Genomic DNA, 25,187 nt, shown 5'->3' on the forward strand with positions numbered 1-25,187 from the left:
CGGTTCGAAAGCCTGACATCACTTCCGCTACCAATTCCTTCTTCGTTGTTACAGGGCACCTAAATCTTCTCTTCATGGACTTCTTCCCCCACTATTATATTGTATCTGAAGTAGATAGAGTGTCCAAGTGGATTAGGGGGCTAAATAGTAATAGCCCCTAGCGGGCTGTTTTCATTCTATTGCGGAACTTTTGGTCACTAGAACGGAACTCGCTTCCGTTCTAGCGTCGTTTTCTTCCGCTTTGTACAAGTTACAGCCTTCTACAGGCTGTTGTTTATATGAGTTGTTTACGAGTTGTTTACAATAGTTAACGAGTTATTTAGTCGGGCTGTTACGTCGGGGGGGGGCTATGTATCTTTATTGTGGAACTTTGATCACATCGGGCCAAATAGCCAAACAGATATTTTCTGGCTGCAGAGATTTCACTAGCAAGATTTTACTAGCAAGATTTTACTAGCAAGATTTTACTAGCAGGATTTCACTAGCAAGATTTCACTAGCAAAATTTCAGTAGCAAGATTTCACTAGCTTGTCGGGGGCTGGGGCACCAACGTCACAAAACAAATCATCTCCTCTTTCAATACTTGATTTTTCAATATTCATCTTTCATTACTCATCTTTCATTACTCATCTTTCATTACTCATCTTTCATTACTCATCTTTCATTACTTATCTTTCATTACTCATCACTCATCTTTCAATACTGACTTATCCCTACCAACAAAAAATAAAAAAAATGCACCTGCCTTCAACAGGCGGTGCATCTTTATTTATTTCGGGCCTCAAAATAATGCCAGATTTGCTCTAAGTCCCGGTGTGCGGGAAAGGATTGTAATTGGCCAATAATCGACCAGGCCGTGTCCATGTATTGCCGGCTGAGTTCAGTCGCTTTATCGATCGCATCACTCTGATTAATTAGCGCTATTATCTCCTCGAACTCGGTCAGTGGAGATTGCGCATTAAGCCTCCGTATACGATCTGCGATCGCCTTATCCTCCATAGCATAGAGCACAGGCAGTGTTGCTTGTCCATTGATTAGATCGCTGCCTGAGGGCTTACCAAGCATCTCTGCAGACTGCGTAAAATCAAGTACATCATCGCGGATCTGAAAAGCCATACCTAAATTTTCTCCGAACGCATATAACAAATCAATAACAGCTTGCTCTGCATTGGCTAATCGTGCCCCCTGCTGTAAACAGGTAGCTATGAGCAAGGCGGTTTTATTTTTCGTTTTAAGTAAGTAAGTATCTAAATTCATGTCATAATTGAACCGATTGTTCAATTGCTGGTATTCGCCTAGACATAATTGAGTCGTAACAATTGTAGTTAAATGAGGCAATAAATGTTCATGTTGTTGATAGTGTACGGTAATTAATTCAACAATTCGTGCCATAATGTAATTCGCTATATGAATAGCAGTCGGTACATCTGTCTTAACATGGAGTGCTGGTTGACTTCTTCTGATCTCGGATTGATCAATAATATCGTCATGGATGAGCGAAGCAACATGTATGAATTCAATCAATGCCGCTAAATGTACTATTTGAGTATGATCCGATTCAGGGCCGAACCTACTGCCTACTTCGACGAGTATCGGTCTTATGCGTTTACCACCCGAATTAACCAATTCAATGACACTTTTCGTGATAAACGAGTTTCTTGGCAAATCAGGATCATATTTCACAACTCGGATAATTTCCTTTTCGATCCGTTTCAGATCAATGTTTAACGCTTCATCTAGCTTCATAAGCCTGATACCTGTCTATATTTACGTGTGATAAATTTGTAAAACTGATTATAAAGCATCCGATCTGGAGCTTTTCCTTCAGCCATTCTTATGTGAATTTGTTTGTTTACAGGCGCTAAATAAGCGACCAGCTCTATTTCATGATTACTAAGAGCAAAGTCATAATACATGCTGTTTAAATAATCACCATCTAGAATTTGTTTGGATAACGCATGATTATCATCCGACAATTCACAGTGTTTCTGTTTTGCAAGCTGTAACAACATGTAACAAGCCAGCAAAACTTTCTGACGCTCACGTTCCACACTATAAGTTTGTAACAGCGTAATCATATCTGTAAATGAGTTCATATCCAAATTAATTTGAATTGCCGCATCAGGGGATAATTTATTTTGGAGCATGTCAATTGTCTCTTGAATTAAAAGGTTGTCCATAAATTCACCTACAAATACGGAGAGAGAGTAATATGCGTTGCTATGCACATTACTCTACTCTGCCAGAATATAATGTTTTATGAATTAGTCATTAAAGATATACCAACGTTTCACAATAGGGATTTTCTTCCAAATTCGCTTCAAACGAGGCAATACATAGTAGTCTGCACCTAGTGTGCTTCCGGAACCGCCAATTAGAGCAATACCAGCTGCTAGGTACCATAACATTTCATATGGAGCCATACCCGATGTCCAGATCATTATGCCCATTCCAACTGTTGCGATTGAGGATAATGCTGTGAACAAACCGATAATTAGCAATGCACCAAATACAATTTCACCCAGAACCATAGCTGTTTGGAAAATAGTTGCCATCGCTGTGTAACCACCGTCAGATGTGTAGAACATAAGATCCATGGACCAGTTTACCATATTGTGGATGAATTCTGGAACCGGCAATGCTTGAATCGCAGTTGATGCTCCTTGTACTGCTGATGCCGCAGAAGAGGCATCTACTGTGCTGTGTACATCAGTAACTGCTTGAGATGCTGCTGAAACGCCATCAACCACTTTAGGTGGGATCAAGAAAATGTTTGAAGGATCTTTCATGACCTTCCCAAATTTATCGAGACCTTGAGTCAACCACATAATACCGACATAAATTCGCAGCGGCGTTAACCAGAAATTCGGGGAACGCTTTGCAAAGTGACCACCTACAAAGCTGCGGTTATTCTTCACATGGAAGAATTCATGCATGCTATAAGAGAATACTTTGTTATATCCTGCTACTTGAACAAGATAGAAGCAATTGATGAAATGCTTGATGAACATTGCGAAGAAGCCGCTCATAGCGAACATTTTACCTGGCATACCTACATTGGCAACACCATAACGACTACCGATACATACCATGCAGCCATGGAAGGTTGGCTTGTACTTCTTATGTGCATTATTGCCTTTAATATCAGCCCAGATGTTGTTTGCAACAACAGGTGCTGCTGCCTCAGCATTCTCAACCATCTGTGGTACAGGACGCTCTTCACCTTCTGGAATATAGAAGATGTTATCCCCTACAACATATACATTTTCATGATCAACGCTTTGAAGCTTATCATTGGTTACAATCCGTTTTCTACCTTGTTGCTCTACATCCAATTTACCAACTAAATCAGAGCCCTCAACACCAGCAGTCCAGATTACAGTTCTAGATGCAATCTCGCCTTTGTCACCAAGAACAACACTTCTAGGTGTTACACCCGTGATTTGTGCGCTTGTTACGATTTCTACACCTAGTTTACCCAAATGCTTCTCAGCTTTTTTAATTAACTTGTCCGGAAGGATTGGTAAAATCTTCGGCGCCATATCTGCTACAACGAGACGAACTTCGGATTCGTCAATATAGTTTTCTTTGCATAGTTCTTGCTTAAACTCAGCTAATTCACCAATCATTTCAATACCTGTAAAGCCAGCGCCAACTACTACAAAAGTTAGCATTTCCTTGCGAATCACAGGATCTGTTTGCTGAACAGCCTTCATGAACATACCGCGAATTTGCTCTTTCAAATGCACCGCATTTTCAAATGACCAAAGCGGGAATGCATTCTCTTCTGCACCTGAAATACCAAAGTAGGATGGTTTACAACCAGTACCGATTACCAAGTAATCATAGTCATAGGTTGATTTCTTAGCGTTAAGTTTTTTACCTTCAAAGTCGATTGTATCTACTTCATCCAGTACAACATTTACATTTCTGCCAGCAAAAATCTTTTTAAGATCAACCTTTATTGAATCCTCTTCTACACGGTTAGCCGCTACTTCATGCAGCTCAGTTAGAAGTGTATGGTAAGGTTTGCGATCGATTAATGTAATTTCAACTTCAGAGCATTTCTTGAACTTCTTGGCAAGCTTTTTAGCTGTTAGAACTCCACCGTATCCTCCGCCTAATACGACAATCTTCTTCATATATTCACCTCTAAGTTAGTTTTGTAATTTATGTTGACCTTAACAGAACTGAATTTTTGTAGTACAAACATGTGTCCCCGCCAGAGTACTGACAGGGACATATGCATAGTTGTTAGACAAGAACAAGGCCTTGCATCTACCTAGGATATAATAATTTTATAAAATTACTTTGCTGTGCTTAGTGCTTCTTCAGCTAAAGTGAAGAAATCAGCTACAGTAATAGATACACCAGAGATTGCATCTGTTTTGCCATCTTCTTTAACTACGATTGCCTTTGGATCTTGTTTCTCAAGTAGAGCTTGTTCAGCTTTGATTGCTTGCTCATGCCATTCAGCTTGTGCTTTGCCTTTTTCTTTCATGCCATATTTACCATCAGCTGAAAGTTTTTTCTTAGTGTCACCACCGTCTTTATTCACAGCATCCCAGCCAGCGGCTACGATTTTACCATTTACTACAGTCAAATCCACTGTATATTTCCAGCCATCTTTAAAATCTTTTTGCTCAGCGTGGTATGCACCATCTTTATAAGGACCTTTAGCTACTGGACCAGCAGCTAGAGCTTTCTCAACTAATTTAGCAAAATCGCTAACTGTAATGGAAACACCGGATACAGCATCCGTTTTACCATCACCTTTGACAGTAAGTGCTTTAATATCTTGTTTCTCGATTAGGAACTTCTCAACTTTCTCAGCTTGCTCATACCATTCTGCTTGAGCTTTTGCTTTTTCTTTCATACCGTACTTGCCTGCTTTATCAAGTGCTTTTTTATCCATACCGCCATTTTTGTTTGCAGCTGTCCAATTGACGTTAGAAACTTTACCATCTTTAACATCAAGTTCAACCATATATTTCCAACCATCTTTAGAGAAAGTGTCTTCTTGAGCAAAGTACGATCCATCAGCAAGTTTACTGTTATCAGTTGAAGTTGTTGCTTCAGGTGTTGTTGTTGGAGCTGGAGTCGTAGTTGCATCTTCTTTGGAACCACATGCTGCTAAAACACCAACTAACATTACTGCAACTAATAACATAGATATTTTTTTCATATAGTGTCTCTCCCCTTATTGAGTCGTTTTTCCTGTTTGCTGAGTCATTATATAACGAAAAAAAAAAGTAGTATGTGAATTGCATCACATTTGATTGTGAATTCCATCACTTTGCATCAAAGACAAACACAACAATAAAGAAGCCATCTCTCCGGTATTATCATACCTTGTGAGACAGCTTCTTCATATTGTAATGATGCCGATAGATGAACGCTGCGTGGACGGATTGTCCTTACGATCGCTGCCCACCCCCAGATTTCTTGATCGTATACCGCTTATAGCGGTAGAAATCCGGTGGCAAAGCATACGCTTACGAAGTAGTTTTCCTTCGGAAAACTTGTAGGCGAACGCTTCGTTTCTCCAGAACAATTCCGTCCCCTCCGCTATTCTGCATATGGTTCTGTCATTAGCAAGCACTGATTATGGTTTAGAGCTTCAACTAAATCACCGTATTTAAAGCTACTTCAATCATTTCATTGAAAGTCGTTTGTCTTTCCTCAGATGTAGTTTCTTCTCCTGTAATAATATGATCACTTACTGTCAGGATAGTCAATGCATTTACACCAAATTTAGCTGCTATTGTATATAGTGCCGCTGCTTCCATTTCCACCGCTAATACACCATAACTCGCAAGCTTAATTGTCATATCTGGCGTATTGGAATAGAACATATCCGAAGATAGAACATTACCTACACGAATGTTTAAACCTTTGGCTATACCAGCCTCATAAGACTTTCGCAACAAGTCAAAATTCGCAATAGGCGAATAATCGAAACCAGGGAAAGTATTTCGATTCATAGATGAATCCGTACAAGCGGCTTGTGCCAATAGAACATCACGAACCTTTACATCCTTTTGGATCGCCCCACAAGTACCAACACGAATTAAATTCTGTACTCCATAGCTGCTAATCAACTCATTTATGTAGATAGAAGCCGAAGGAATCCCCATGCCTGTTCCTTGAACAGATACACGTTTCCCCTGATAAGTTCCGGTATAACCATACATTCCGCGAACTTGATTATAGCACTCGACATTTTCTAAGAAAGTTTCTGCAATGTACTTCGCTCTAAGTGGATCGCCGGGAAGTAGCACCGACTCCGCAATTTGTCCTTCTGTAGCCCCGATATGGACACTCATGAAATGACCCCCATTATAAATTAAGAATCTTAATACCCATTTATATTATACACGTACGTCCATTTTTTACCACGTTATGATTTATCATCATCTTTACTCAGTTCCATTTCTTCACGGGTAATAATTTCATTAATTTGAGTCTTAATGATATCTGATTTTGTACCAAATATCGCTTGTATACTGTTACCGACTTCTAGAACTCCCGATGCGCCTAGCTTCTTCAGTTGTTCCTTACCGACCTGATCCTTATTCTTCACCTGAACACGAAGCCTTGTGATACAAGCATCGAGAGAATCAATATTGTCACGACCACCTAATGCTTGCAATATGTTTCTAGGTAGCTCATCGGCACTCGCCGCTTTATTATGAACCTCTGTAGTAGCTTCTGTTACTTCACGACCAGGGGTTTTGAGATTAAATTTGCGGATTGCGAATCTAAAACCAAAATAGTAGATGACTGCAATTGCAAGCCCTACTGGAATGACGAGCCACCATGCAGTCCGATTCTGGAGTACCCCAAACAAAACATAGTCTATAACTCCCCCTGAGAATGTCATCCCGATCTTCACATTGAGAAGCTGCATTGTCATAAATGATAGTCCTGCAAACACAGCGTGGAATGCAAATAATAGAGGAGCTACGAACAGGAAGGTAAATTCAATTGGCTCCGTAATTCCTGTTAGGAATGATGTTAAAGCAGCTGAACCCATAATCCCTGCCACTACTTTTTTATGCTCCGGCCGCGCTTCATGATACATGGCTAGTGCTGCTGCTGGAAGACCGAACATCATGAACGGGTATTTTCCTGTCATGAAGGTACCTGCAGTTAGCTCTACACCATCTTTTAATTGAGCAAAAAAGATTTTTTGATCTCCACGAACTAACTCGCCTGCCTTGTTCACATATTGCCCAAACTCGAACCAGAAGGGAGAATAGAAAATATGGTGCAATCCAAACGGAATCAGTGAACGTTCAACTACTCCGAATATAAATGCTGCTAGCGTTGGATTTGCATCGACCATTAAGTGAGAGAAGCTATTCATCGCATTCTGAATTGGCGGCCACACAAATACCATGATCACACCAAGCAATAGTGCAGAAACCGCAGTAATGATCGGCACGAATCGTTTGCCTGCAAAAAAGCCCAAATAAGCTGGAAGTTCGATTTTAAAAAACCGTTGGTACAAATATGCAGCGAGTATACCAATAATGATGCCGCCAAACACACCTGTCTGCAGGGTGTTGATACCTAATATGTTGGCATAGGCTACATTAGTTTGTACAAGTTCTGGCGTTACGTTCGCAATTACGCTCATTGTAACGTTCAGGATCAAATACCCAATAATGGCAGCAATACCTGCAACCCCATCTCCACCAGCTAAACCAACCGCAACTCCTACTGCAAAGAGCAGAGAGAGGTTAGTGAAAACAATGTCTCCAGCGCCTTCCATGACGGCTGAAATGAGTCTTACTGTGTCGTTATCTAAGAAAGGCATGAACTGTATCAACATATCATTGTGAAGCACGTTACCAAGCGCGAGGAGAATACCAGCTGCGGGCAGAATAGCAACTGGCACCATGATCGCTTTACCAACCTTTTGCAAGACGGCAAATATTTTTTTGAACATGTCCATATCACCTCTACATTAAGTTCCTTATTGAGAGGTTATTTTGTCCGATACTTTCAATAATCATCCAGTTAGCCCAAGAAGCGGACGTCTCTTGAATAAATTTACATTCATATACAAAAGAACAGTCACACACCAATTTCGGTGGTAACTGTTCCTATTATCATCACTATACACGCGGTATATCGACTTTATTCTTGACGGCCTCGATAATTCGCATCTTGTTATTCCAACATTTCTGACTGAGATCAACAGGGTATTCTGCAGGATTAAGCATCCGTTTATATTCATCCCAGAGTTGTCCTAAGTTATCATGTGCATACGATTGAATATCTGTAATTGAAGGTAATTCATAAACCAATTTACCATCAACGAATATGTCCTGATGTAGTTCTTTAGCTTCAAAATTGGTTACCCATTTAGACAAGTAAGTATGAACCGGATGAAACATTTTGATTCGTTCTTCTGCACTCGGGTTCTCATTTCCAAGTGCAATATAATCCCCTTCAGCTTTTCCATTGATCCGATTTATGATTCGGAATATACGTTTCATTCCAGGTGTAGTAACTTTCTCAGGATTGGCTGATATTTTGATCGTATCCTGCATGTTGCCATTCTCATCTTCAATTGAAACCATCTTGTACACGGCTCCAAGTGCAGCTTGATCATAAGCGGTAATCAGCTTGGTGCCAATTCCCCATGAATCGATTCGTGCTCCCTGGGATTTTAAATTCATAATCGTATATTCATCCAAATCACCTGAAGCAAAGATTTTAGCTTCTGTAAAACCAGCTTCATCTAGCATTCTACGTGCTTCTTTAGACAAATAAGCCAGATCACCGCTATCTAAACGAATGCCAACAAACTGGATTTCACGCCCTAATTCTTGCGCTACTTTAATCGCATTAGGTACTCCTGATTTTAAGGTATCATATGTATCCACGAGGAACACACATTCTTTATGCCGTCTGGCATATTTCTTAAACGCTATATAATCATCTTGGTAGGCTTGGACAAAAGAATGAGCATGTGTCCCTGCAACAGGCATTCCAAAGAGTTTACCGGCTTTCACATTGCTCGTGGCTGCGAATCCACCGATATAAGCGGCTCTTGTGCCCCAAATAGCTGCATCCAGTTCATGAGCTCGACGACTTCCGAACTCTAGTGCTGGATCATTAGGAATAACCTGTTTAATCCTTGCCGCCTTAGTCGCAATCAGAGTCTGATAGTTGACGATATTCAGTAACGCCGTTTCAATTAATTGTGCTTCCGCTAAGTTTGCCTCTACCCGGAGAATAGGTTCATTTCCGAACACTAACTCGCCCTCTATCATTGATCGAATCGTCCCTCTAAAGCGAACCGTTCTCAAATAATCCAAGAAATCTGCTTCATAATGCAGTTCTTCCTTTAAATAAGTCAGGTCACTCTCTGTAAATTGGAAACCCTGTATATACTCAATGATTCTTTCGAGACCAGCAAAAACACCGTAGCCGTTGCCAAATGGTATTTTGCGAAAATACAAATCAAACACAGCTCTTCTATTGTGTATTTGATCTTCCCAATATGACTCTGCCATGTTGATCTGATAAAGGTCCGTATGTAGTGCCAAGCTAGTATCTTGCGCATTAATTATCATGAAGTTCACTTCTTTCTTAGATGATCGTCGCATTTAAACAGCTCGTAAAATGCCCCAATGCCCATTGATGCCCAGCTTGATTAAAGCTAGCCACTGCTTTCTCATGAATAAAGATCTGGAAGCCCTTATTATAAGCATCAACTGCGGTATGTAGAACACAAATATCCGTACATGTACCACATAAATAAATTTCTGTAATTCCACGTTCACGTAATTTAAGCTCTAAGTCTGTTCCTGCAAAAGCACTGTATCTTGTTTTATCCATATAATGTACGTTGGCTTTATCTTTATTTGACTGATACAAACTCTCTAGCTGTCCAAATAACTGGCGACCTTGGGTTCCACGAATATTATGAGGTGGAAATAACTTCGTTTCTGGATGATATGGATCTCCTTCATCATGAACATCCACTGCAATTACAACATAATCACCTGAATCAATTGCTTCCTTCGTAATTCTGCAAATTTCAGACTCGATTAATTGACCTGGTAAACCGCATGTTAATGCACCATTCTCTGCAATAAAATCAATTGTGTAGTCCACATTTATTAGTGCTTTATTGCTCATTTTAATCACCTCTTCAGTATAATATAACGTAAATACGAGCTAAGATTTCATTATTTATTTAGGTAGTTTCAAACATTGTTTTTCTTCCTATAATATGATAAAATGAGTTATTCGTATATATGAAGACCTTAATTCACATATTATAAAGGTCGTACTCTGCTTATGTACCCTTTGTAACGGGTGATATTTTCTTCTAATTAGTATGAGTAATAAATTATTGGAGGTTTTTACGTAATGGAAACAGGTACAGTAAAATGGTTTAACGCAGAAAAAGGATTTGGCTTTATCGAAATCGAAGGTGGCAAAGATGTATTCGTACATTTCTCCGCTATCACTGGCGAAGGCTTCAAATCTTTGGACGAAGGCCAACGCGTTCAATTCAACATCGTTCAAGGCAACCGTGGACCTCAAGCTGAAAACGTTGTAAAACTGTAATTTCAGCTCTTAATAAGAACTGCCCCGGAATGGGCAGTTCTTTTCAATGACTTCACAGGTTCTATGGATGTATCATAGATCATTACAACCAAGGTTATTCACGCTTTACGTTTGAAATATAAGCAGTGCAGAAAGAGGGGTTGCGTTTTGTATTTCTCTAAGAAAAACATGGAACCAATTCAAGAAGAAACAACTTCAGTGTGGATGTGTAGTGAAGAAAAATGTTCTTGCTGGATGAGAGAAAATTTCTCTTTTGAAGAAAGCCCAATTTGTCCAATTTGTAATTCAGTTATGGTCAAAAACACAAAGATGCTTCCTTCTCTGCTCAATAACAACAATAAATAGCGGATGAGCTCCGCGGGTTAAATTTAACCTTCTTGTACGTCAAAACCCGACCTCACGCGGTCGGGTTTTGGCATACCATAGAATAAGGCTGTAGTCTTAACCCTTCAACCTCATTAATCTCCTTTGTTGCAAAAACCTCTATTATCGCTTGCTGCTGTATGGCTGATACGCCAATCAAACTAGCTTGCCCATTTACTACTAGCGCCACTATATCTGGATTGTGCATCAGGTATTGCACCATTTTCCGTAACACACACATTCACCTCAGTAGGTTTGTTTAGGATGCCTTTAGACCAATGTAGCATAATCTGATTGGTGTGACACCGAAAATTTTATTGCGGTACACCGCAATGCCTTGCGGTGTTTATACATAAATATGGAAGTAATAGTTTATTTTGCATGTTACTTTCGATTACATTCGATGTTGCACTGCTTATTGGATTAACGTTATTGGGATTGCTTCCGATATCTTCTTTTGATCGATAAAACGATAAGCGCCATTGTAATGATCCCACCGATAAACCCTCCTAAATGTGCATACAGATCTACTCTAGGTACGATAAAGGAATATATAAAACCAACGACAATAATCGTAATGATCATCTGCTTGGTTTGTTGATCAAAAATATCTTTACGGAATATCGCGAGAAATAAATACGCTGCATAAATACCGTAAATGGCTCCTGATGCTCCCGCTGCGACAAAAGGTTCAGAACTAGGATGTAAGAGTACACTGACAATATTTCCCGAAATACCACTCAATATATAGAGTATTACATACCTTACTTTACCTAACATTCTCTCTAGTGGTGGCGCAAATACAAACAAAGCAAAGCAATTAAAGAACAAATGAGAAAATCCAATATGAAGAAACATCGAAGTAAAATAACGCCAAAATTCTGGCTTCAGATCTCCATATCCGTACATAGCACCAAAATTCAACAATGTATACGTATCTTGAGAAGAACCGAACATTTCCATAAGGCCAACTAAAATAATATTAATGACGATTAAAGCAGTTGTAATCGGGTATAAACGTATATATTGCTTAAAGCTTTCAGTCCGTAGAAACACAGCTTATCTCCTCCTCTTATTAATATGAAATTCAATTTATGAATCCTATACCATATGGCAAAACCAGCATGTTGTTTATTATTTTAACCTATATGAAGCAAAAAGACACCTTTGTAGGTGCCTGATGATAAATAGGGTACTCTAACTATCTATTAATTAATTGATGCTTATACTGATTGCATAGATCGTAAAATTAACTATGCTTACAGCTTAATTAAGTATCTTCCACGCACATTACCTTGTAATATACACTCTACTGCAACTGGAATTTCTTCTAACCCTATTTCTTGGTTAATAACGCATGGTAAATTAGAAATTTTGAGATCCGTTGCTAAACGGGCCCAAATAGCTAATCTAACGTCCATAGGACATTGAACTGAGTCAATACCAAGTACATTAACCCCTCTTAATATAAATGGATATACGGTTGTTGGTACATTACTTCCTCCGGTTAATCCACTAACTGCCACTGAACCACCATATTGTAATTTACTTGTGATCGCAGCGAGTGTCTTCCCACCAACAGGATCAACTGCCCCAGCCCAGCTTTGTTTATCTAACGCACTAAGCTTATCGGAGCAAACCACTTCACGGGAAACAATTTCTTTAGCTCCTAATTCATACAGATAGTCGTGCTCTGATTCCTTGCCTGTACTGGCTACAACATAATATCCAAGCTTAGCTAACATCGCTACTGCTAAGCTACCTACACCACCTGTTGCTCCTGTCACAAGTACCTTGCCTTTATCAGGCGTTAAACCATTCTGTTCCAAACGATGAATTGACAACGCGGCAGTAAAGCCTGCAGTTCCTAAAATCATAGCTTCTTTCAGCGTCAATTGTTCCGGTAGAGGGACGATCCATTCATTAGGTACACAAGCATATTCGCTATATCCACCATAATGGTTGACGCCTAAGCCGTAACTCGTAACAATCACTTGATCACCTGGTTTATATTGGCCATCTTTAGATGACACTACTGTTCCAGCCAAATCGATTCCAGGTACAATAGGAAACGATGATACGACATGACCATCCGGAGTTGCAGCTAAACCGTCCTTATAATTCACACCAGAATAGTTGACTCGAACGAGAACATCACTATCTGGCAAATCATTTAGATTCAAATTAGTTATATCTATGGATAATTGATCTTCTATTTTATTTAATACTACCGCTTTAAAATTTTCACTCATATATAACAACTTCCCTTCATCTATGGATTGTTATCTCCATTAAACTATATCAAATCTATCGTACTTTAAAATGTATCTTCTTTCACTACATTCATTTTTGAAGGCCAGAATACTTTGCCCTTCATTAAATAGAGGAAGCTATCTATTAACTATTTTAAGGGGTTTAAGCTAGTAACAGCTTAAACCCCTTAAATGATACTATTTTTTTCCCGTTTCAGTTTCTGTTTTTGTTTCAGTTTCTGTTTTTTCTTCAGTTTTCACTTCTGCTTCCTTACTCTCTCTTTGCTTTTTCAATTGATCTAACTGCTCCTGTGCTTTTGTATTTATCACTTCAAGCACTTGATCAAGTGTTTTCTTATCATTCAGTAATTCTTCAATTTCTTTATTAGCATCATCGCGGATCACGTACTGAAGCATCCCATTATTATTAGTATCAGATGTTTCATTGCTATTATAAGATAATTGATAGAATGGTTCGAGTGATGTTCCATCCTTGAGCTTCATATAAGCTGGGCGAGACCATAGATCACCTAAAGAAGACTTAGAACGTACTCTCGCTATTTCATCACTGTTCATATATTTAACAAGCTCCCACGCTGCTCTTTGATTAGTAGACTTTGCATTGATTGCGAAAACTTCATTCAGAGTAAAGTTTGTTCTCTGAGTTGCATCTGCATCGCGTGGAGCATTGATAATCTCCCAATTAAATTTTTTATCCTTCTTTACGTCGGCCATTTGGCGTAGATTTTCTATTACATAGGAGGTATCCATCGTCATTGCAGCTCTACCTGCGACGAATTTATTACGCATTAGCCAATCCTCTTGCATCATAGGTGCATTCGAATAATCTGGCTTACTTCCTTTCTCTAGTCCACCATCTTTGATCGCTTTCGTTACCATATCAAAAATATTTTTCCAGCCTGGGGTATTCAATGCCGCTTTGCCTTCATTATCCATAACAAGCCCACTTGCTAGACCAACCATCGCAATAATGCTATATGGATCTGACTTGTATTCTGCATTCGCATAACCATAAATCCTTGTTTTCTCGTCTCCCTCCTTTGGAAAACGCTGAGCGTAACTAAAGAGAGACTCCCAAGTCATGGGTTCATCTGTAAGCTGAACACCATGCTTCTCAAATAAATCTCTATTAATGAATAGTGCTTGATTCTCAAAATTAGGTGACAAGCCATACAATTTACCGCCACCTTTCATTTTCAAATATTCAATTATCTTCGGATGAATGTTTTCTATATCGAATTTATCTTGCGCAATGACAGGTTCAAGATCGTAAAGTAATTGTTCTCCTGCTAACTTCGAGAGTTCATTTACAGGGAGAAGAAGTATATCTGGATTGTGTTCCTCTATAAATTTTTGATACCTCTTCTCAGGGTCTTGTTCCTGTCCTTCTTGATACATACTCCTTGTAGTTACAACTTCAATATCAACATTGGGATATCTGGCCGCGAATAAATTTCCGTAATTCATCATAAACATCTGTTCATCATAGTACATGACTTTAATGGTTGAAATCTTCTTTTCATCAAACTTCTCCAAAACCTGTTTACTATTATCTCCAAGTAAGCTACATCCACTAGTAACTATCATCATGAGTATTATGACTATTACAGAAGACATTTTTATTCTAGATTTCATCTCCAAACCTCACTTTTATGTAATATTATTCAATATTATAAATATTTTAACTTCTATTTTGACATTTGTCTACTAGCCTAAAGTCTAGCAACTTAAAGTCTAGTGACCTAATTTTTAGTCATACTTTCATTAATACAAAAGAAACCCTTCCTGGGTCTTAACCTTGGGAAAGAGCTTCTTATCCAGAAATCTATATTTTAAAGTTTGCTAAATAAAGGCCATATAAATTTCACCATTCTAAATCCAATTCGAATGTTAGACCATATTTTGCCCACAGAACCGAGTCCGCCTCCGCTACTTCTTGTTGCTTTTCCACCTCCACCTCTAAACAAGCCGGCTCCGCCTAACAAAGGTCGAATCATTCCAAAGCCTCCAATAAGATTACCTAATAATCCAGAGACATTGGCATGACCCTTCAATTTTTTTCTCCCCTTTATTCTACGATCCCCTTTGACGCCAGCTAGCACTAATTCACCTTTTTTCACTTCCATTACTTTGCCAACATAATAGCTACCATCCTTATGAGCTACACAAACCAGTTGACCTACCCATTGCCTAGCAGTTCTCTCCATAACAAGCTGACTCTCAGCCATATCTATCACCTCCATGAGCCTATCAACCAAAATGAGATTATAGATCAGCTTATGCATACACCAAATAGATGCTTGGGTTAAATTGCTGTTTAACTTAATTATTGAGAACTGCAAGGTTTTTCATCCAATCAACTTTTTGAACCCGGGCAACTTTTTTGAAAATGAACTAAAACTGTTTCTCTAGACCCACACAAACTCCATACGATAAGATGGTTATAGATAAATTCATCTTAGACTTAATGAAAAGGATTGATTGCCTTGAAGCCTACCAAAATAGCAGGTCTATCGATCGTGAGCAACTTTGTTGTTGTCTCGCTTAAACTAATTGTCGGTGTTCTGACAGGTTCAGTAGCTGTAATCTCCGAAGCCATTCACTCTTCACTCGATTTGATGGCATCTATTATTACATACTTTTCTGTAAGAATTTCATCCAAACCACCAGATAAGGACCACCCCTATGGCCACGGCAAATTCGAGAATGTCGCTGGAACTATTGAAACTTTACTGATTTTTGTAGCCGGTATATGGATTATTTACGAATCTGTTGATAAGCTACTGCATCCTGAGACCATCCGTCTACCAATGCTTGGTGTAGCTGTAATGCTATTCGGTGCAGGAGCCAATCTAGTTGTAGGAAGAATTGTTAAGCGTGCAGGGGAACAAATGAACTCCGTCGCCATGCGTTCCAACGCGCTGCATCTATTGACTGACGTTTATTCATCACTTGGTGTTGCGGTCAGCTTAATCTTAGTCAGCATAACTAATTTCCACATACTCGACCCCTTGATTGGTATTGCGATTGCCATCTATATCATGAAAGAAGCTTATTCACTTGGTAAGGAATCATTTCTCCCTTTACTCGATACTCGGTTAGACAAGGAAGAGGAAAAGCAAGTACGTGAGATTATTGAATCCTACAAGCAAGAGTATCTTGAATATCACGCATTCAGAACAAGAAGATCTGGTCCTGAGGAGTATATTGATTTCCATCTTGTCGTTCCCTCAACTACTAATATCTCAACAGCCCATGACCTATGTGATCGAATAGAGAAAAATATCCAACAGGTGCTAATCCGTGCACATGTATTTATTCATCTTGAGCCAGAACACGAGAGAGTTCTAACGTTAAATGCCAAATAAGAGCGAAAAACGACTTAGCCTCTAACAGAGACTAAGTCGTTCTATATTGTGTATCTATAACCAGCCGAATGATCGGAGTGTATTCAGCCGTTCTACCGTTATATAACCTCGCCACTCTAATTCACACATGGGACTAACTGTAGGCCAACTGATTGTCCAGCCGCCATCTTCATGTTGCCCAAGTACGAGATCATGCAAGTGAAGTTCGAAATCTACCTCCGAAATAAACTTTGCACTGTAACTATCCATTGAAGGAGCCCAGTCCAGAACTTTGTGCACATAGCCTTCTGCCTTCGGGTTACGCTCTATAAGTTCAGGGCCACTTAACCACACATTTATCTGGGATAAGTAGTCCTTACTTTGTACACGATCAGGTGCATTCTCCAGGAATGTAATACCTTGAATCACATCATGATAATCCGAAGCATTAATCTGATCTAAGTGCTCCCAAACAAACTGCTCAGACTGCTTAAACCAATCTTCTTGATAAAAGTTAGATATAGCCTTTTGTTTATATAGTAACCCTAGAATTATACCTGTCGGATTCATCGAAGCGGCCCCATCCTGTTCCGTTGTCCACCATGGCGCATGCGGATAATCATTCAAACTACGTAAAGCCTGTGGAAATCCCCCTGTGTCCGTTATCGTTATTTGCTTTAAATAACGTACGATCCCTTCCATTATAGTGGGATCAAATGCTTGTAGACCCTCCATAATCGTTAAAGCAACTTGCGTTGTAACCGGCTGACTATTAGGACAACGAATGTCTGGTTCTAATGCATTACCAAATCCGCCATCCTCATTCTGGTAGCCTCTAAGTACAGATAGAACTGCCTCTTGCGTACCATTTTCAAAAAAATACTCAAATCTTTTGCGGTCAAGCAGCCTTGCATTCTGATAAATAAATTGTCTAGCACGTTCTAGTACCTCAGAGGATAATTTCATGAGAAGCGCTCCTTTTATTTAACGAATAACCTCATAGCCTTGCATGTTCTCCTATCAGTTCCCTTGTAATTGAAATATTTTTCTAAAAAAAGCCATCGCCTCACTACTTGCATGTTCAGCTAGTTGATCGTGAAGTTTCTGCTTAGCATCCTGAATCCGTATAGGAGTTAAATCCAATCCATTACTAGTCATCCAATGATCCGTTGTTTCAAAAGAAGTGCTGTTCCAACCATTCTGCTCACCAAGTGAATTCGTCCGTTCTTTAATTCCCGAAATCACAATATCCATTGAACCTTGCAGTTCCACTAATGCTTGGTCAAAAGGCTTCTTCTGTTCAACAGCCTTCATTCCCGCTTCTGCACGTAACGCTCGGGTATCAATTCCTTCATCAGCTTGAATAAGCGCAAATAAATGAAGAGCTTCTTTGGAAACTAGCCCCGCCTTATAGCGTTCTTGAAGCGAGCTTGTACTTCCCAATATGGCCTTTGCGTAAGGGAATAATTCATGTGAAATGAGGATAGATTTCTTCTTTATAAACTTCCCATAACCTGCAACGCCATCTGCTGGAAACCGAGTTCGCCATGTCCAAGGATCTGACTCAGCCCCACTATGCCAGCTTTCCTTCGTTGTCACACTCTCTAGTGATGGATAATTTGGAATAAGGGATGATAGAGGAAGAACTCCCATTTTACCAACTAACTGAACTGCTTCTTCATATGTATGAATCATCATAATCATAACTCTCCTTTCGGTAATTCATAATCTTGATATCTACTAGATAATTGCTGCGCCCGTTGATACAGTTCATGACGAAGGGAAGCAGGTTCTAACACTTCTACATTCATCCCAAGTCCAAAGAATAGTTCTACAGCCCATTCATAATCCTCTGCACGACAATTGAATTTCACTTCCCAAACATCATCGGATATCGCCTCAATTAGCTCTCCAATATGTTCATCCTGTTCCACTCTAAGCATAGCTTTATAATTCAGTCTTGCCTGAATAGGGATTGCAGAATCATCTCTATCTAATACATTTATTTTACGAGCAGATTCTGGTTGATCGATTAATTCCAATATATCCATACGGTCCACACGGAATAACCGCTCTTCTTGATGCGTTACCGAATAAGCCTCGCAATACCAAAAACCATGTGCAGTATATACTTTTAAGGGTTGGAGTTGTAACCACCTTACATGTTTCTCTGAGCGATAATATACGTTAACCCATTTGGATTCAGAGGTTATTTCTAGTAACGCTGACAGATGTGGGGTCTTATAATTACGTCTGGGCACTTGCATGGTTAGCTTACTCAGCATCTGTTCAATCTGGCTCAAAGTCTCTGCGGGAAGAATACTTGTAAGTTTATCCATCACCGTAAAGCGTTCTTGATTAAAGGGGGAATCCTGCAGCTGTATTATCGCCTGCAACCCGAATAAGACAGTCATGGCTTCCAGTGTATTAAGCTGTAGAGGAGGGAGCTGATAACCATCCATTAATTGAAAGCCGCCCGCAGGACCTGTCATCGCATAGAGAGGAACTCCCATCTCGGATAATGACTGCATATCACGAAGAATCGTTCTTTTAGAAACCTCTAACTTCTCAGATAATGACTGCGCTGTTTCACGGCGCTGCTGAAGAGCAATCAGGATCGCCATCAATCTATCTGTACGTTTCAAAGTCCTTATCCCCCTACATATTTCATTATAGTAGTTAATTAGTGACATCTTATATGTCACTAATTAACTTGATCAAAAAATATTTTACTTTTCAATAAGTAACGCTTAATATAGTTTACCAATGACAATCATTCTGTTCTAGTGCTACTTCCAACAATTTATTAAGAGAGATGGTATACATGAAAACAACCAACACTACTGCCACACTTCCACAGACTCAGACTCAAACACGAAGCTTTCTGCTCGTGCTGGGAATTGTACTTATTGCTGCAAATCTTCGTTCAGCTATTACTTCCATTGGTCCTTTAGTTGGAATCATTGGAGAAGATACAGGCCTATCAAGCGTCTTTACTGGCCTTCTAACCACCCTCCCATTAATCGCTTTTGCGATCATTTCACCACTAGCACCAAAGATAGCACGTCGATTTGGAATGGAAGCGACCTTATTTGCTAGTTTAATCTTTCTCGCTACTGGTATCTTCATACGTTCAATAACTTCTTCTATTTTGTTGTTATTTACTGGAACTGCCTTAATTGGAGTTACGATCGCCATAGCTAATGTCTTGCTACCAAGTCTTATTAAACGTGATTTCCCGAATAAGATTGGCCTTATGACAGGTGCCTACTCTGTTTCCATGGGGATTTGTGCTTCACTCGCATCTGGTCTTAGCATACCACTTATACAAAATTTAGGGTTCAGTTGGCGAGGTTCCCTTATGTGCTGGGCACTTCTAGCTGTGGCCGGGATATTAGTTTGGTTACCTCAGCTTCGTTCTCATCAACATTCGAGTAATATTCAGGCGAATAAAGCTGTCCCCACTAGTAATCTATGGCGTTCCAAACTCGCATGGCAAGTGACATTATTCATGGGACTGCAATCGTTAGCGTTCTACATAACAATCGCCTGGTTGCCTGAAATTCTTCACGACAGAGGTATGAGTATAGTAAATGCAGGCTGGATGCTCTCCCTTATGCAGTTTGTTAGTCTTCCGGCTACCTTTATCGTACCTGTACTCGCAACGAAACGACCTAGTCAACGTGGACTCGTCGCCATCTTTGCCATTATTAGCTTGATCGGTTATATCGGATTATTGTTCGATAGCACTAATGTATTAGCTGCACTATGGATTATGTTAATTGGTCTTGGACAAGGAGCTCTTATAAGTCTCGCATTAACGTTCTTCGGGCTTCGTACTACTAATGCGGGACAAGCCGCAGCCCTATCAGGCATGGCACAATCCATTGGCTACCTACTCGCGGCAATTGGTCCTATTCTCTTCGGCTTGCTGCATGAAATGACGAATAGCTGGACTACTCCAATCCTCATGGTTATTATTGCAATGGTGTCGCTCCTTGTAGCTGGATTAGGTGCAGGAAGAGGGACTAAAATTACAATGAGATGATAACACAACAATAATCCCTCCCAATATAATGTTTGTAAGATCCAAACAGAAAAAAATCCGAACTACAGTAAAGTAGATCGGAAATTTGGTAACCTTATTATTCAGTTGTTCCAGCTGAATTCAGGATTCAAGCTTGAACTCATACTTTGTTGTAATCATTTGTATGAAGAGCTCAACATACACAGGATCAAACTGTTGTCCCGCACAGCGTCTTAGTTCCACTATCGCTTGATCGAATGTTTTCGTTGTTTGGTAGGGTCTTTCTGTAGTCATTGCGTCGAAGGAATCGATCACACATAATATGCGCGCGAGCTTGGGAATTTCCTCTCCTACTAGACCATGCGGATATCCTTTGCCGTCCACACGTTCATGATGCAGTTCAATAAGCGGAAGGAGCTCATTGTATTTACCGTTTGCAGATACAATATCTTTGCCCCATTCTACATGCTTCTTCACAATATCCCATTCTTCAGCTGTAAGCTTTTCTTTTTTCTGTAAAGTATGCTTAGGTACCTCTAGCTTACCAATATCATGGAATAGTGCACCTAGAATTAATACCTTCTTCTCCGTATCAGTTAAATCAATATAATCACACACATCGATTGCATAACTAAACACTCGTTTACTATGTTGGAACGTATAAATATCTTTGGACAAGAAGATCTTAAGCTGCTGTTCGATCTCTTGAATATCTTGTTCAATATCGATTGTTTTCTGCAGAAGAGACTGTTCATTATAAATATGTACCAGATTTTTACCTTGGGCCTTCGCATGATACATCGCATGATCGGCTTTATCAAGCAGCTGTGACTTATCATAAATACCATCGGTATATTCAACAATTCCTGCTGAGAACGTCAGGCATCCATGTGGTAAAATTTCAACTCCATCAAAATAAGAATCATTTATTCTTTTTCTCATGGAATTAATAATCGAAAATGCTTCTTTCTCCAGTTTACCTGGCATTAAAATCGTAAATTCATCTCCTCCGTGTCTGGCTACTATATAATCGTGTGGTTCACACTCTTGTTTGAGTAATCCCCCAAAAAACTCAAGCAGCTTATCCCCTTTTAAATGTCCAAAGGTATCATTATATTTCTTAAAGCTATCCAGATCCAAAATTACCAGACATAATGGTTGACGGGTTGACTTCGCTTTATTCAATTCTTTCTCGAGCAGCTCTTCAAAGTACCCATGATTATACAAACCTGTTCGCTGATCTCGTGTCGCTTTATCAGAAGCATTCTGGTATAACTGAAATAATTGTTTAAATGAAATCGATAATAATACCGCAACGAACAAGAATAAGAACAATCCAAAGTAAAGATGCTCTTCGAACATGATGACTAGCATCAAGGAAAATAATAATGTACTTATATAGGCTGCAATTGTTTCCTTCACTATCCCCTTAAATAATTGGAACAAACCACCTTTAATTGTTAGCAAATAAAACATCCCAAAAAACAATACATTAATAATAAAATAGGTAGTCATCGCTAAAATATAGGAGTAAATAGTATCAGCATTAATAGGTCCGACCTTACCGCCAGTCTGTACAAACACAAAATAAGCACATGCGATCATTATGCTATAGGAGGAAAAATTCACAAGATGCTTCCACCAAACAATAGATCGAGTGTAAATCGAGTATATAATTGCACTAATAAATAGGACATTTAGCGATAACTCCAAGCCAAACATGAACATACAAGCCAAGTAGATTGACGAATCCATAGATTGTGAATTTCCTTGAGGAGGCAATCGGAATAAAACTTGATTCAATAGTAATACAGAACCAGTTAGTGAATAGATAAGTACCCACTCTGAAGGGCTTGTCGATGGGACTCTAGTATTCAAGATAAAGATAAGAATACCTGCTAAGGATACTCCCGTTAAGTAGAGAGTAGTTGGTGAAACGAAATATGACTTCATCTTGTTAACACGGCTCATCAGAATTCTACCTTTCTTAGAGAGATAAAAAGAAAGAAGTGCAAAAACTCACTTCTTTCTCTACATATAGATGCAATTATTAGCCAAATCTGTATCCTGAAGTTAACGAGATAACCACAGAAGCTACAATTGCTAAATTAAACAAAACACGTTTAACCTTTGTGCTGTTAAATACCAATTTTCTCACCTCCTCCTCAGAGTATTCTATTATTCAGTCTCCTCAGTTAATTTAGATACGACTAATTGTTCTTTTTTCCAAGACATCATTAAATTTAGAATAAAAATAAATATGCCTACGTTCATTATAACATCGCCAATACTAATGACCTGATCCCGTGGGTAGGGCTTGGTGATCGGTATGATATCGCCTAGAAATCCAAACCATGTTGTATCTGTTAACAACTGATGCTTAGCATATACGCCTTCTTGAATGATCTGCGCAAAGTATGGGTCAAGTATGGTAGCAGCCTCAAGTGATACAGGCATTCTCCCGCCATTAACAGCCATAACAATAAAATTCAATAATACGCCAATCATAATTGTAATGAAGCCTGCATGATGTCGATTTACCCACAGAAAATACAATCCAATCACATAAACACCTAAAAAGACATATTCACTAATGGATTCGACCCAAGGAAGCCTCGATTGAAAACTGAAGATGAATATCTGAACAAGAAGGAGTACTGGAAAAATCCAACCATTCTTTAGACGAAGATCAGCAAAACTCCTAAAACTACCGCCACGAATTAAACCAACTATAATTGAGATTACTATCCCGTCGTAAACCATGCACTCTCTCCATCATCTGATATTTTACACTCTAATTCGTCATAATCTTCATAATTCCTTCTATTTATCTATTTTTAATTTAGATAAACCGAGTTTACTGTACTCTTCTTGAATTCGAAGTGGATCAATTCGTTCATATAAAGGTTCAATTGGCTTCAGTTGTAGGTAACTTGAAACCTCAACATAAGTCCATGCCGGCTCTGGTAAAGATAAAAATTCGCGAATCTTATCACAACTAAAAGGAAGGAACGGTTCGAGTAAGTTTGCTAAGTTAGCAATAATTTGCACACATGTATGCAGCGTATTAGCACATCCATTACGATCAGTTTTTAACTGTGCCCAAGGTTTACGATCATCCACATATTTGTTTCCACTACGGATGAAGGAAAAAATGCTTTCTATTGCTTCCTTCAATTTCCCTTGTTCAATTAATGTACCTGTAGTTCCATACAAATTAACCAGTGCAACCTTTATTTCCTGATCCATACTGCCCTCAGGAACTATATCATCAAAGGATTTATGAATAAACGCGAGATTCCGATTAACAAAATTACCGAAGGCCCCTAGTAATTCCCCATTATGACTATGGATAAATTCTCGCCAAGAAAAATCAGCATCTCTCTTCTCTGGCGCATTGATCGTTAGAAAGTAGCGAATCGAATCAGGATGATAATGTTCAAGTATATAAGGAAGCCAGACTGCCCAGTTACGACTTGTGGAAATTTTCTTTCCTTCAAGCGTTAAATATTCGTTAGACACAATATAATCTGGTAAATGCAAGTTCCCCGCACCTAGCAGTAAGGCTGGCAAAATTAACGAATGGAACGGAATATTATCCTTACCATGTACATAGTAGGCTTTGCTATCTTCGGACCAGAACGGTTCCCACTCTTTCTTATTGATTTCAGCCCATTGTTTACTCGCTGACAAATACCCACTTATCGCTTCTATCCATACATAAATCTTCTTGCCTGAACAATCCTCAAGCGGAACATCAACGCCCCAAGGTAAATCCCTCGTTGCAGCTCGATCATGTAATCCTTCCTGAAGATAACGTTCGGAAAGGTGTACTGCATTCTCCCTCCAGAGTGATGCACTATTCTGAACATATTGCTCTAATTGCTGTTGGAATTGAGATAAGGCTAAATAATAATGATCCGAATACCTTAACTCTGGACTCGACCCACACAGCTTACACTTAGCCTCAATGAGATTCACTGGATCTAACAAGCTTGAACAGTAATCGCATTGGTCACCGCGAGCAACCTGACCACAATGTGGACAAGTACCTTCAACATAACGATCAGGTAGAAACTGAACACAAGTGGTACAGAAAACCTGTTCTACAGATTTCATGTAAATATGCCCTTTATCCAGCAATGTAAGAAACAATTCTTGCACGACTTGATGATGGAACGAATCATCAGTTCGCGTGTACAAATCATAAGTGAAGCCTAACTTTTGAAAACAATCCTCAAACTCACGATGATACTTTTCTGCGATTTCCCCTGGAGATACGCCTTCTTGATTCGCTCGAATGGCAATTGGCGTCCCATGACAATCACTTCCGGATACATACAATACCTGTTCACCTTGTTGTCGATAATGCCTAGCTATAATGTCACCAGGGAGCAAGCTAGAAACATGACCTAAATGTAAAGAACCATTAGCATAAGGCCATGCACCACCAATGAAAATAGTCATTTGTTTATCCTCCGTTTCTTTGGCTAAATAACGCAAAAAAACTCCCATCCCAATAAAGGGACGAGAGTCTATCTCACGTGTTACCACCCAAACTTCATCAATGCCTTACAGCACAGA

The 25,187-nt window shown here is 39.3% G+C and carries 24 protein-coding genes and 1 other annotated feature (1 of these 25 running past the window's edge); of the genes, 4 read left to right on the plus strand and 20 right to left on the minus strand.

From position 1 onward, the window contains the following. Positions 1-765 precede the first annotated feature (765 nt). From AC1DOK_RS19160 to AC1DOK_RS19200, 9 genes are all read right to left on the minus strand, one after another. Complete coding sequence (locus tag AC1DOK_RS19160) at positions 766-1,746, minus strand: polyprenyl synthetase family protein (RefSeq protein ID WP_477555924.1); 981 nt, start codon at positions 1,744-1,746, stop codon at positions 766-768. After that, complete coding sequence (locus tag AC1DOK_RS19165; RefSeq protein WP_477555925.1) at positions 1,743-2,147, minus strand: hypothetical protein; 405 nt, start codon at positions 2,145-2,147, stop codon at positions 1,743-1,745. Before AC1DOK_RS19165 ends, AC1DOK_RS19160 begins: the two co-directional genes overlap by 4 nt. A 117-nt stretch (positions 2,148-2,264) precedes the next feature. Beyond that, on the minus strand, positions 2,265-4,142 hold the full coding sequence (locus tag AC1DOK_RS19170; protein WP_477555926.1) for an FAD-dependent oxidoreductase: 1,878 nt from the start codon (positions 4,140-4,142) through the stop codon (positions 2,265-2,267). Between the two features lie 164 nt (positions 4,143-4,306). After that, entirely contained in the window at positions 4,307-5,185 is an 879-nt protein-coding gene (locus AC1DOK_RS19175) for an FMN-binding protein (protein WP_477555927.1), read from the minus strand. Positions 5,186-5,368: 183 nt separating this feature from the next. Beyond that, the gene (locus AC1DOK_RS19180) at positions 5,369-5,554 is read right to left on the minus strand and encodes a hypothetical protein (RefSeq protein WP_477555928.1); all 186 of its coding nucleotides are present in this window, start codon (positions 5,552-5,554) and stop codon (positions 5,369-5,371) included. A gap of 70 nt (positions 5,555-5,624) precedes the next feature. Continuing rightward, on the minus strand, positions 5,625-6,326 hold the full coding sequence (gene deoD, locus AC1DOK_RS19185; protein WP_477555929.1) for a purine-nucleoside phosphorylase: 702 nt from the start codon (positions 6,324-6,326) through the stop codon (positions 5,625-5,627). A gap of 74 nt (positions 6,327-6,400) precedes the next feature. After that, a complete protein-coding gene (gene ptsG, locus AC1DOK_RS19190; protein WP_477555930.1) occupies positions 6,401-7,954 on the minus strand; it encodes a glucose-specific PTS transporter subunit IIBC in 1,554 nt (517 codons plus the stop codon). 169 nt (positions 7,955-8,123) lie between these two features. Continuing rightward, positions 8,124-9,623 carry a nicotinate phosphoribosyltransferase gene (locus AC1DOK_RS19195; protein ID WP_477555931.1) on the minus strand — a complete coding sequence of 500 codons (1,500 nt, stop codon included), beginning with the start codon at positions 9,621-9,623 and terminating at the stop codon, positions 8,124-8,126. Next, positions 9,607-10,158 (minus strand): cysteine hydrolase family protein, encoded by a 552-nt coding sequence (locus tag AC1DOK_RS19200; protein WP_477555932.1) that lies wholly within the window; start codon positions 10,156-10,158, stop codon positions 9,607-9,609. The genes AC1DOK_RS19195 and AC1DOK_RS19200 overlap by 17 nt, the downstream gene beginning before the upstream one ends. A 234-nt stretch (positions 10,159-10,392) precedes the next feature. Here AC1DOK_RS19200 and AC1DOK_RS19205 point away from each other — a divergent pair, with 234 nt between their 5' ends. Together AC1DOK_RS19205 and AC1DOK_RS19210 are read left to right on the plus strand one after the other, a co-directional pair. After that, on the plus strand, positions 10,393-10,593 hold the full coding sequence (locus AC1DOK_RS19205) for a cold-shock protein (protein WP_477555933.1): 201 nt from the start codon (positions 10,393-10,395) through the stop codon (positions 10,591-10,593). Positions 10,594-10,740: 147 nt separating this feature from the next. After that, a complete protein-coding gene (locus AC1DOK_RS19210) occupies positions 10,741-10,938 on the plus strand; it encodes a cold-shock protein (RefSeq protein WP_477555934.1) in 198 nt (65 codons plus the stop codon). A 52-nt stretch (positions 10,939-10,990) separates the two neighbouring features. Here the strand turns inward: AC1DOK_RS19210 and comX are convergent, their stop codons facing one another. From comX to AC1DOK_RS19235, 5 genes are all read right to left on the minus strand, one after another. Continuing rightward, a complete protein-coding gene (gene comX / locus AC1DOK_RS19215) occupies positions 10,991-11,191 on the minus strand; it encodes a competence pheromone ComX (protein WP_477555935.1) in 201 nt (66 codons plus the stop codon). Between the two features lie 194 nt (positions 11,192-11,385). After that, positions 11,386-12,012 (minus strand): rhomboid family intramembrane serine protease, encoded by a 627-nt coding sequence (locus tag AC1DOK_RS19220; RefSeq protein WP_477555936.1) that lies wholly within the window; start codon positions 12,010-12,012, stop codon positions 11,386-11,388. Positions 12,013-12,215: 203 nt separating this feature from the next. Beyond that, positions 12,216-13,208, minus strand: a complete 993-nt coding sequence (locus AC1DOK_RS19225) for an NADPH:quinone oxidoreductase family protein (protein WP_477555937.1) — start codon at positions 13,206-13,208, stop codon at positions 12,216-12,218. Between the two features lie 198 nt (positions 13,209-13,406). Further along, a complete protein-coding gene (locus AC1DOK_RS19230; RefSeq protein ID WP_477555938.1) occupies positions 13,407-14,864 on the minus strand; it encodes an ABC transporter substrate-binding protein in 1,458 nt (485 codons plus the stop codon). 197 nt (positions 14,865-15,061) lie between these two features. Beyond that, entirely contained in the window at positions 15,062-15,457 is a 396-nt protein-coding gene (locus AC1DOK_RS19235; RefSeq protein WP_477555939.1) for a hypothetical protein, read from the minus strand. Positions 15,458-15,715: 258 nt separating this feature from the next. Between AC1DOK_RS19235 and AC1DOK_RS19240 the strand changes: the two genes are divergently transcribed. Beyond that, positions 15,716-16,597 (plus strand): cation diffusion facilitator family transporter, encoded by an 882-nt coding sequence (locus AC1DOK_RS19240; RefSeq protein WP_477555940.1) that lies wholly within the window; start codon positions 15,716-15,718, stop codon positions 16,595-16,597. A 54-nt stretch (positions 16,598-16,651) separates the two neighbouring features. Here AC1DOK_RS19240 and AC1DOK_RS19245 read toward each other — a convergent pair whose 3' ends face one another. From AC1DOK_RS19245 to AC1DOK_RS19255, 3 genes are read right to left on the minus strand one after another with little or no spacing between them, the layout of a single operon-like run. After that, complete coding sequence (locus AC1DOK_RS19245) at positions 16,652-17,542, minus strand: hypothetical protein (RefSeq protein ID WP_477555941.1); 891 nt, start codon at positions 17,540-17,542, stop codon at positions 16,652-16,654. A 54-nt stretch (positions 17,543-17,596) separates the two neighbouring features. Further along, positions 17,597-18,274: an AlkZ-related protein gene (locus tag AC1DOK_RS19250; RefSeq protein ID WP_477555942.1), complete on the minus strand. Its 678-nt coding sequence runs from the start codon at positions 18,272-18,274 to the stop codon at positions 17,597-17,599. A gap of 2 nt (positions 18,275-18,276) precedes the next feature. After that, positions 18,277-19,221, minus strand: a complete 945-nt coding sequence (locus AC1DOK_RS19255) for a helix-turn-helix transcriptional regulator (protein WP_477555943.1) — start codon at positions 19,219-19,221, stop codon at positions 18,277-18,279. Between the two features lie 179 nt (positions 19,222-19,400). Here AC1DOK_RS19255 and AC1DOK_RS19260 point away from each other — a divergent pair, with 179 nt between their 5' ends. Then, a complete protein-coding gene (locus AC1DOK_RS19260) occupies positions 19,401-20,624 on the plus strand; it encodes a CynX/NimT family MFS transporter (protein WP_477555944.1) in 1,224 nt (407 codons plus the stop codon). 120 nt (positions 20,625-20,744) lie between these two features. On the opposite strand, the gene AC1DOK_RS19265 is transcribed toward AC1DOK_RS19260, so the two are convergent. The 3 genes from AC1DOK_RS19265 to metG all read right to left on the minus strand — a co-directional run bounded on the left by AC1DOK_RS19265 (position 20,745) and on the right by metG (position 25,118). Continuing rightward, entirely contained in the window at positions 20,745-22,574 is a 1,830-nt protein-coding gene (locus AC1DOK_RS19265) for a bifunctional diguanylate cyclase/phosphohydrolase (protein WP_477555945.1), read from the minus strand. A 207-nt stretch (positions 22,575-22,781) separates the two neighbouring features. Next, entirely contained in the window at positions 22,782-23,366 is a 585-nt protein-coding gene (locus AC1DOK_RS19270; protein WP_477555946.1) for a DUF5317 domain-containing protein, read from the minus strand. A gap of 60 nt (positions 23,367-23,426) precedes the next feature. Continuing rightward, on the minus strand, positions 23,427-25,118 hold the full coding sequence (metG, locus tag AC1DOK_RS19275; protein ID WP_477555947.1) for a methionine--tRNA ligase: 1,692 nt from the start codon (positions 25,116-25,118) through the stop codon (positions 23,427-23,429). Between the two features lie 5 nt (positions 25,119-25,123). Further along, positions 25,124-25,187 (minus strand) — a binding site (T-box leader); it runs 202 nt beyond the window's last position.

The organism is Paenibacillus sp. P5_B5 (genome assembly GCF_056400365.1).

Bases quoted from the DNA above. Each gene is read 5' to 3' on its own strand.
- AC1DOK_RS19225 (WP_477555937.1), bottom strand. From the start codon at position 13,208: ATGAGTGAAAATTTTAAAGCGGTAGTATTAAATAAAATAGAAGATCAA.
- ptsG (WP_477555930.1), bottom strand. From the start codon at position 7,954: ATGTTCAAAAAAATATTTGCCGTCTTGCAAAAGGTTGGTAAAGCGATC.
- deoD (WP_477555929.1), bottom strand. From the start codon at position 6,326: ATGAGTGTCCATATCGGGGCTACAGAAGGACAAATTGCGGAGTCGGTG.
- AC1DOK_RS19270 (WP_477555946.1), bottom strand. From the start codon at position 23,366: ATGGTTTACGACGGGATAGTAATCTCAATTATAGTTGGTTTAATTCGT.
- AC1DOK_RS19205 (WP_477555933.1), top strand. From the start codon at position 10,393: ATGGAAACAGGTACAGTAAAATGGTTTAACGCAGAAAAAGGATTTGGC.
- AC1DOK_RS19200 (WP_477555932.1), bottom strand. From the start codon at position 10,158: ATGAGCAATAAAGCACTAATAAATGTGGACTACACAATTGATTTTATT.
- AC1DOK_RS19230 (WP_477555938.1), bottom strand. From the start codon at position 14,864: ATGAAATCTAGAATAAAAATGTCTTCTGTAATAGTCATAATACTCATG.
- AC1DOK_RS19165 (WP_477555925.1), bottom strand. From the start codon at position 2,147: ATGCTCCAAAATAAATTATCCCCTGATGCGGCAATTCAAATTAATTTG.
- AC1DOK_RS19260 (WP_477555944.1), top strand. From the start codon at position 19,401: ATGAAAACAACCAACACTACTGCCACACTTCCACAGACTCAGACTCAA.
- AC1DOK_RS19170 (WP_477555926.1), bottom strand. From the start codon at position 4,142: ATGAAGAAGATTGTCGTATTAGGCGGAGGATACGGTGGAGTTCTAACA.
- metG (WP_477555947.1), bottom strand. From the start codon at position 25,118: ATGGGAGTTTTTTTGCGTTATTTAGCCAAAGAAACGGAGGATAAACAA.
- AC1DOK_RS19245 (WP_477555941.1), bottom strand. From the start codon at position 17,542: ATGAAATTATCCTCTGAGGTACTAGAACGTGCTAGACAATTTATTTAT.
- AC1DOK_RS19195 (WP_477555931.1), bottom strand. From the start codon at position 9,623: ATGCGACGATCATCTAAGAAAGAAGTGAACTTCATGATAATTAATGCG.
- AC1DOK_RS19235 (WP_477555939.1), bottom strand. From the start codon at position 15,457: ATGGCTGAGAGTCAGCTTGTTATGGAGAGAACTGCTAGGCAATGGGTA.
- AC1DOK_RS19175 (WP_477555927.1), bottom strand. From the start codon at position 5,185: ATGAAAAAAATATCTATGTTATTAGTTGCAGTAATGTTAGTTGGTGTT.
- AC1DOK_RS19265 (WP_477555945.1), bottom strand. From the start codon at position 22,574: ATGAGCCGTGTTAACAAGATGAAGTCATATTTCGTTTCACCAACTACT.
- AC1DOK_RS19250 (WP_477555942.1), bottom strand. From the start codon at position 18,274: ATGATGATTCATACATATGAAGAAGCAGTTCAGTTAGTTGGTAAAATG.
- AC1DOK_RS19160 (WP_477555924.1), bottom strand. From the start codon at position 1,746: ATGAAGCTAGATGAAGCGTTAAACATTGATCTGAAACGGATCGAAAAG.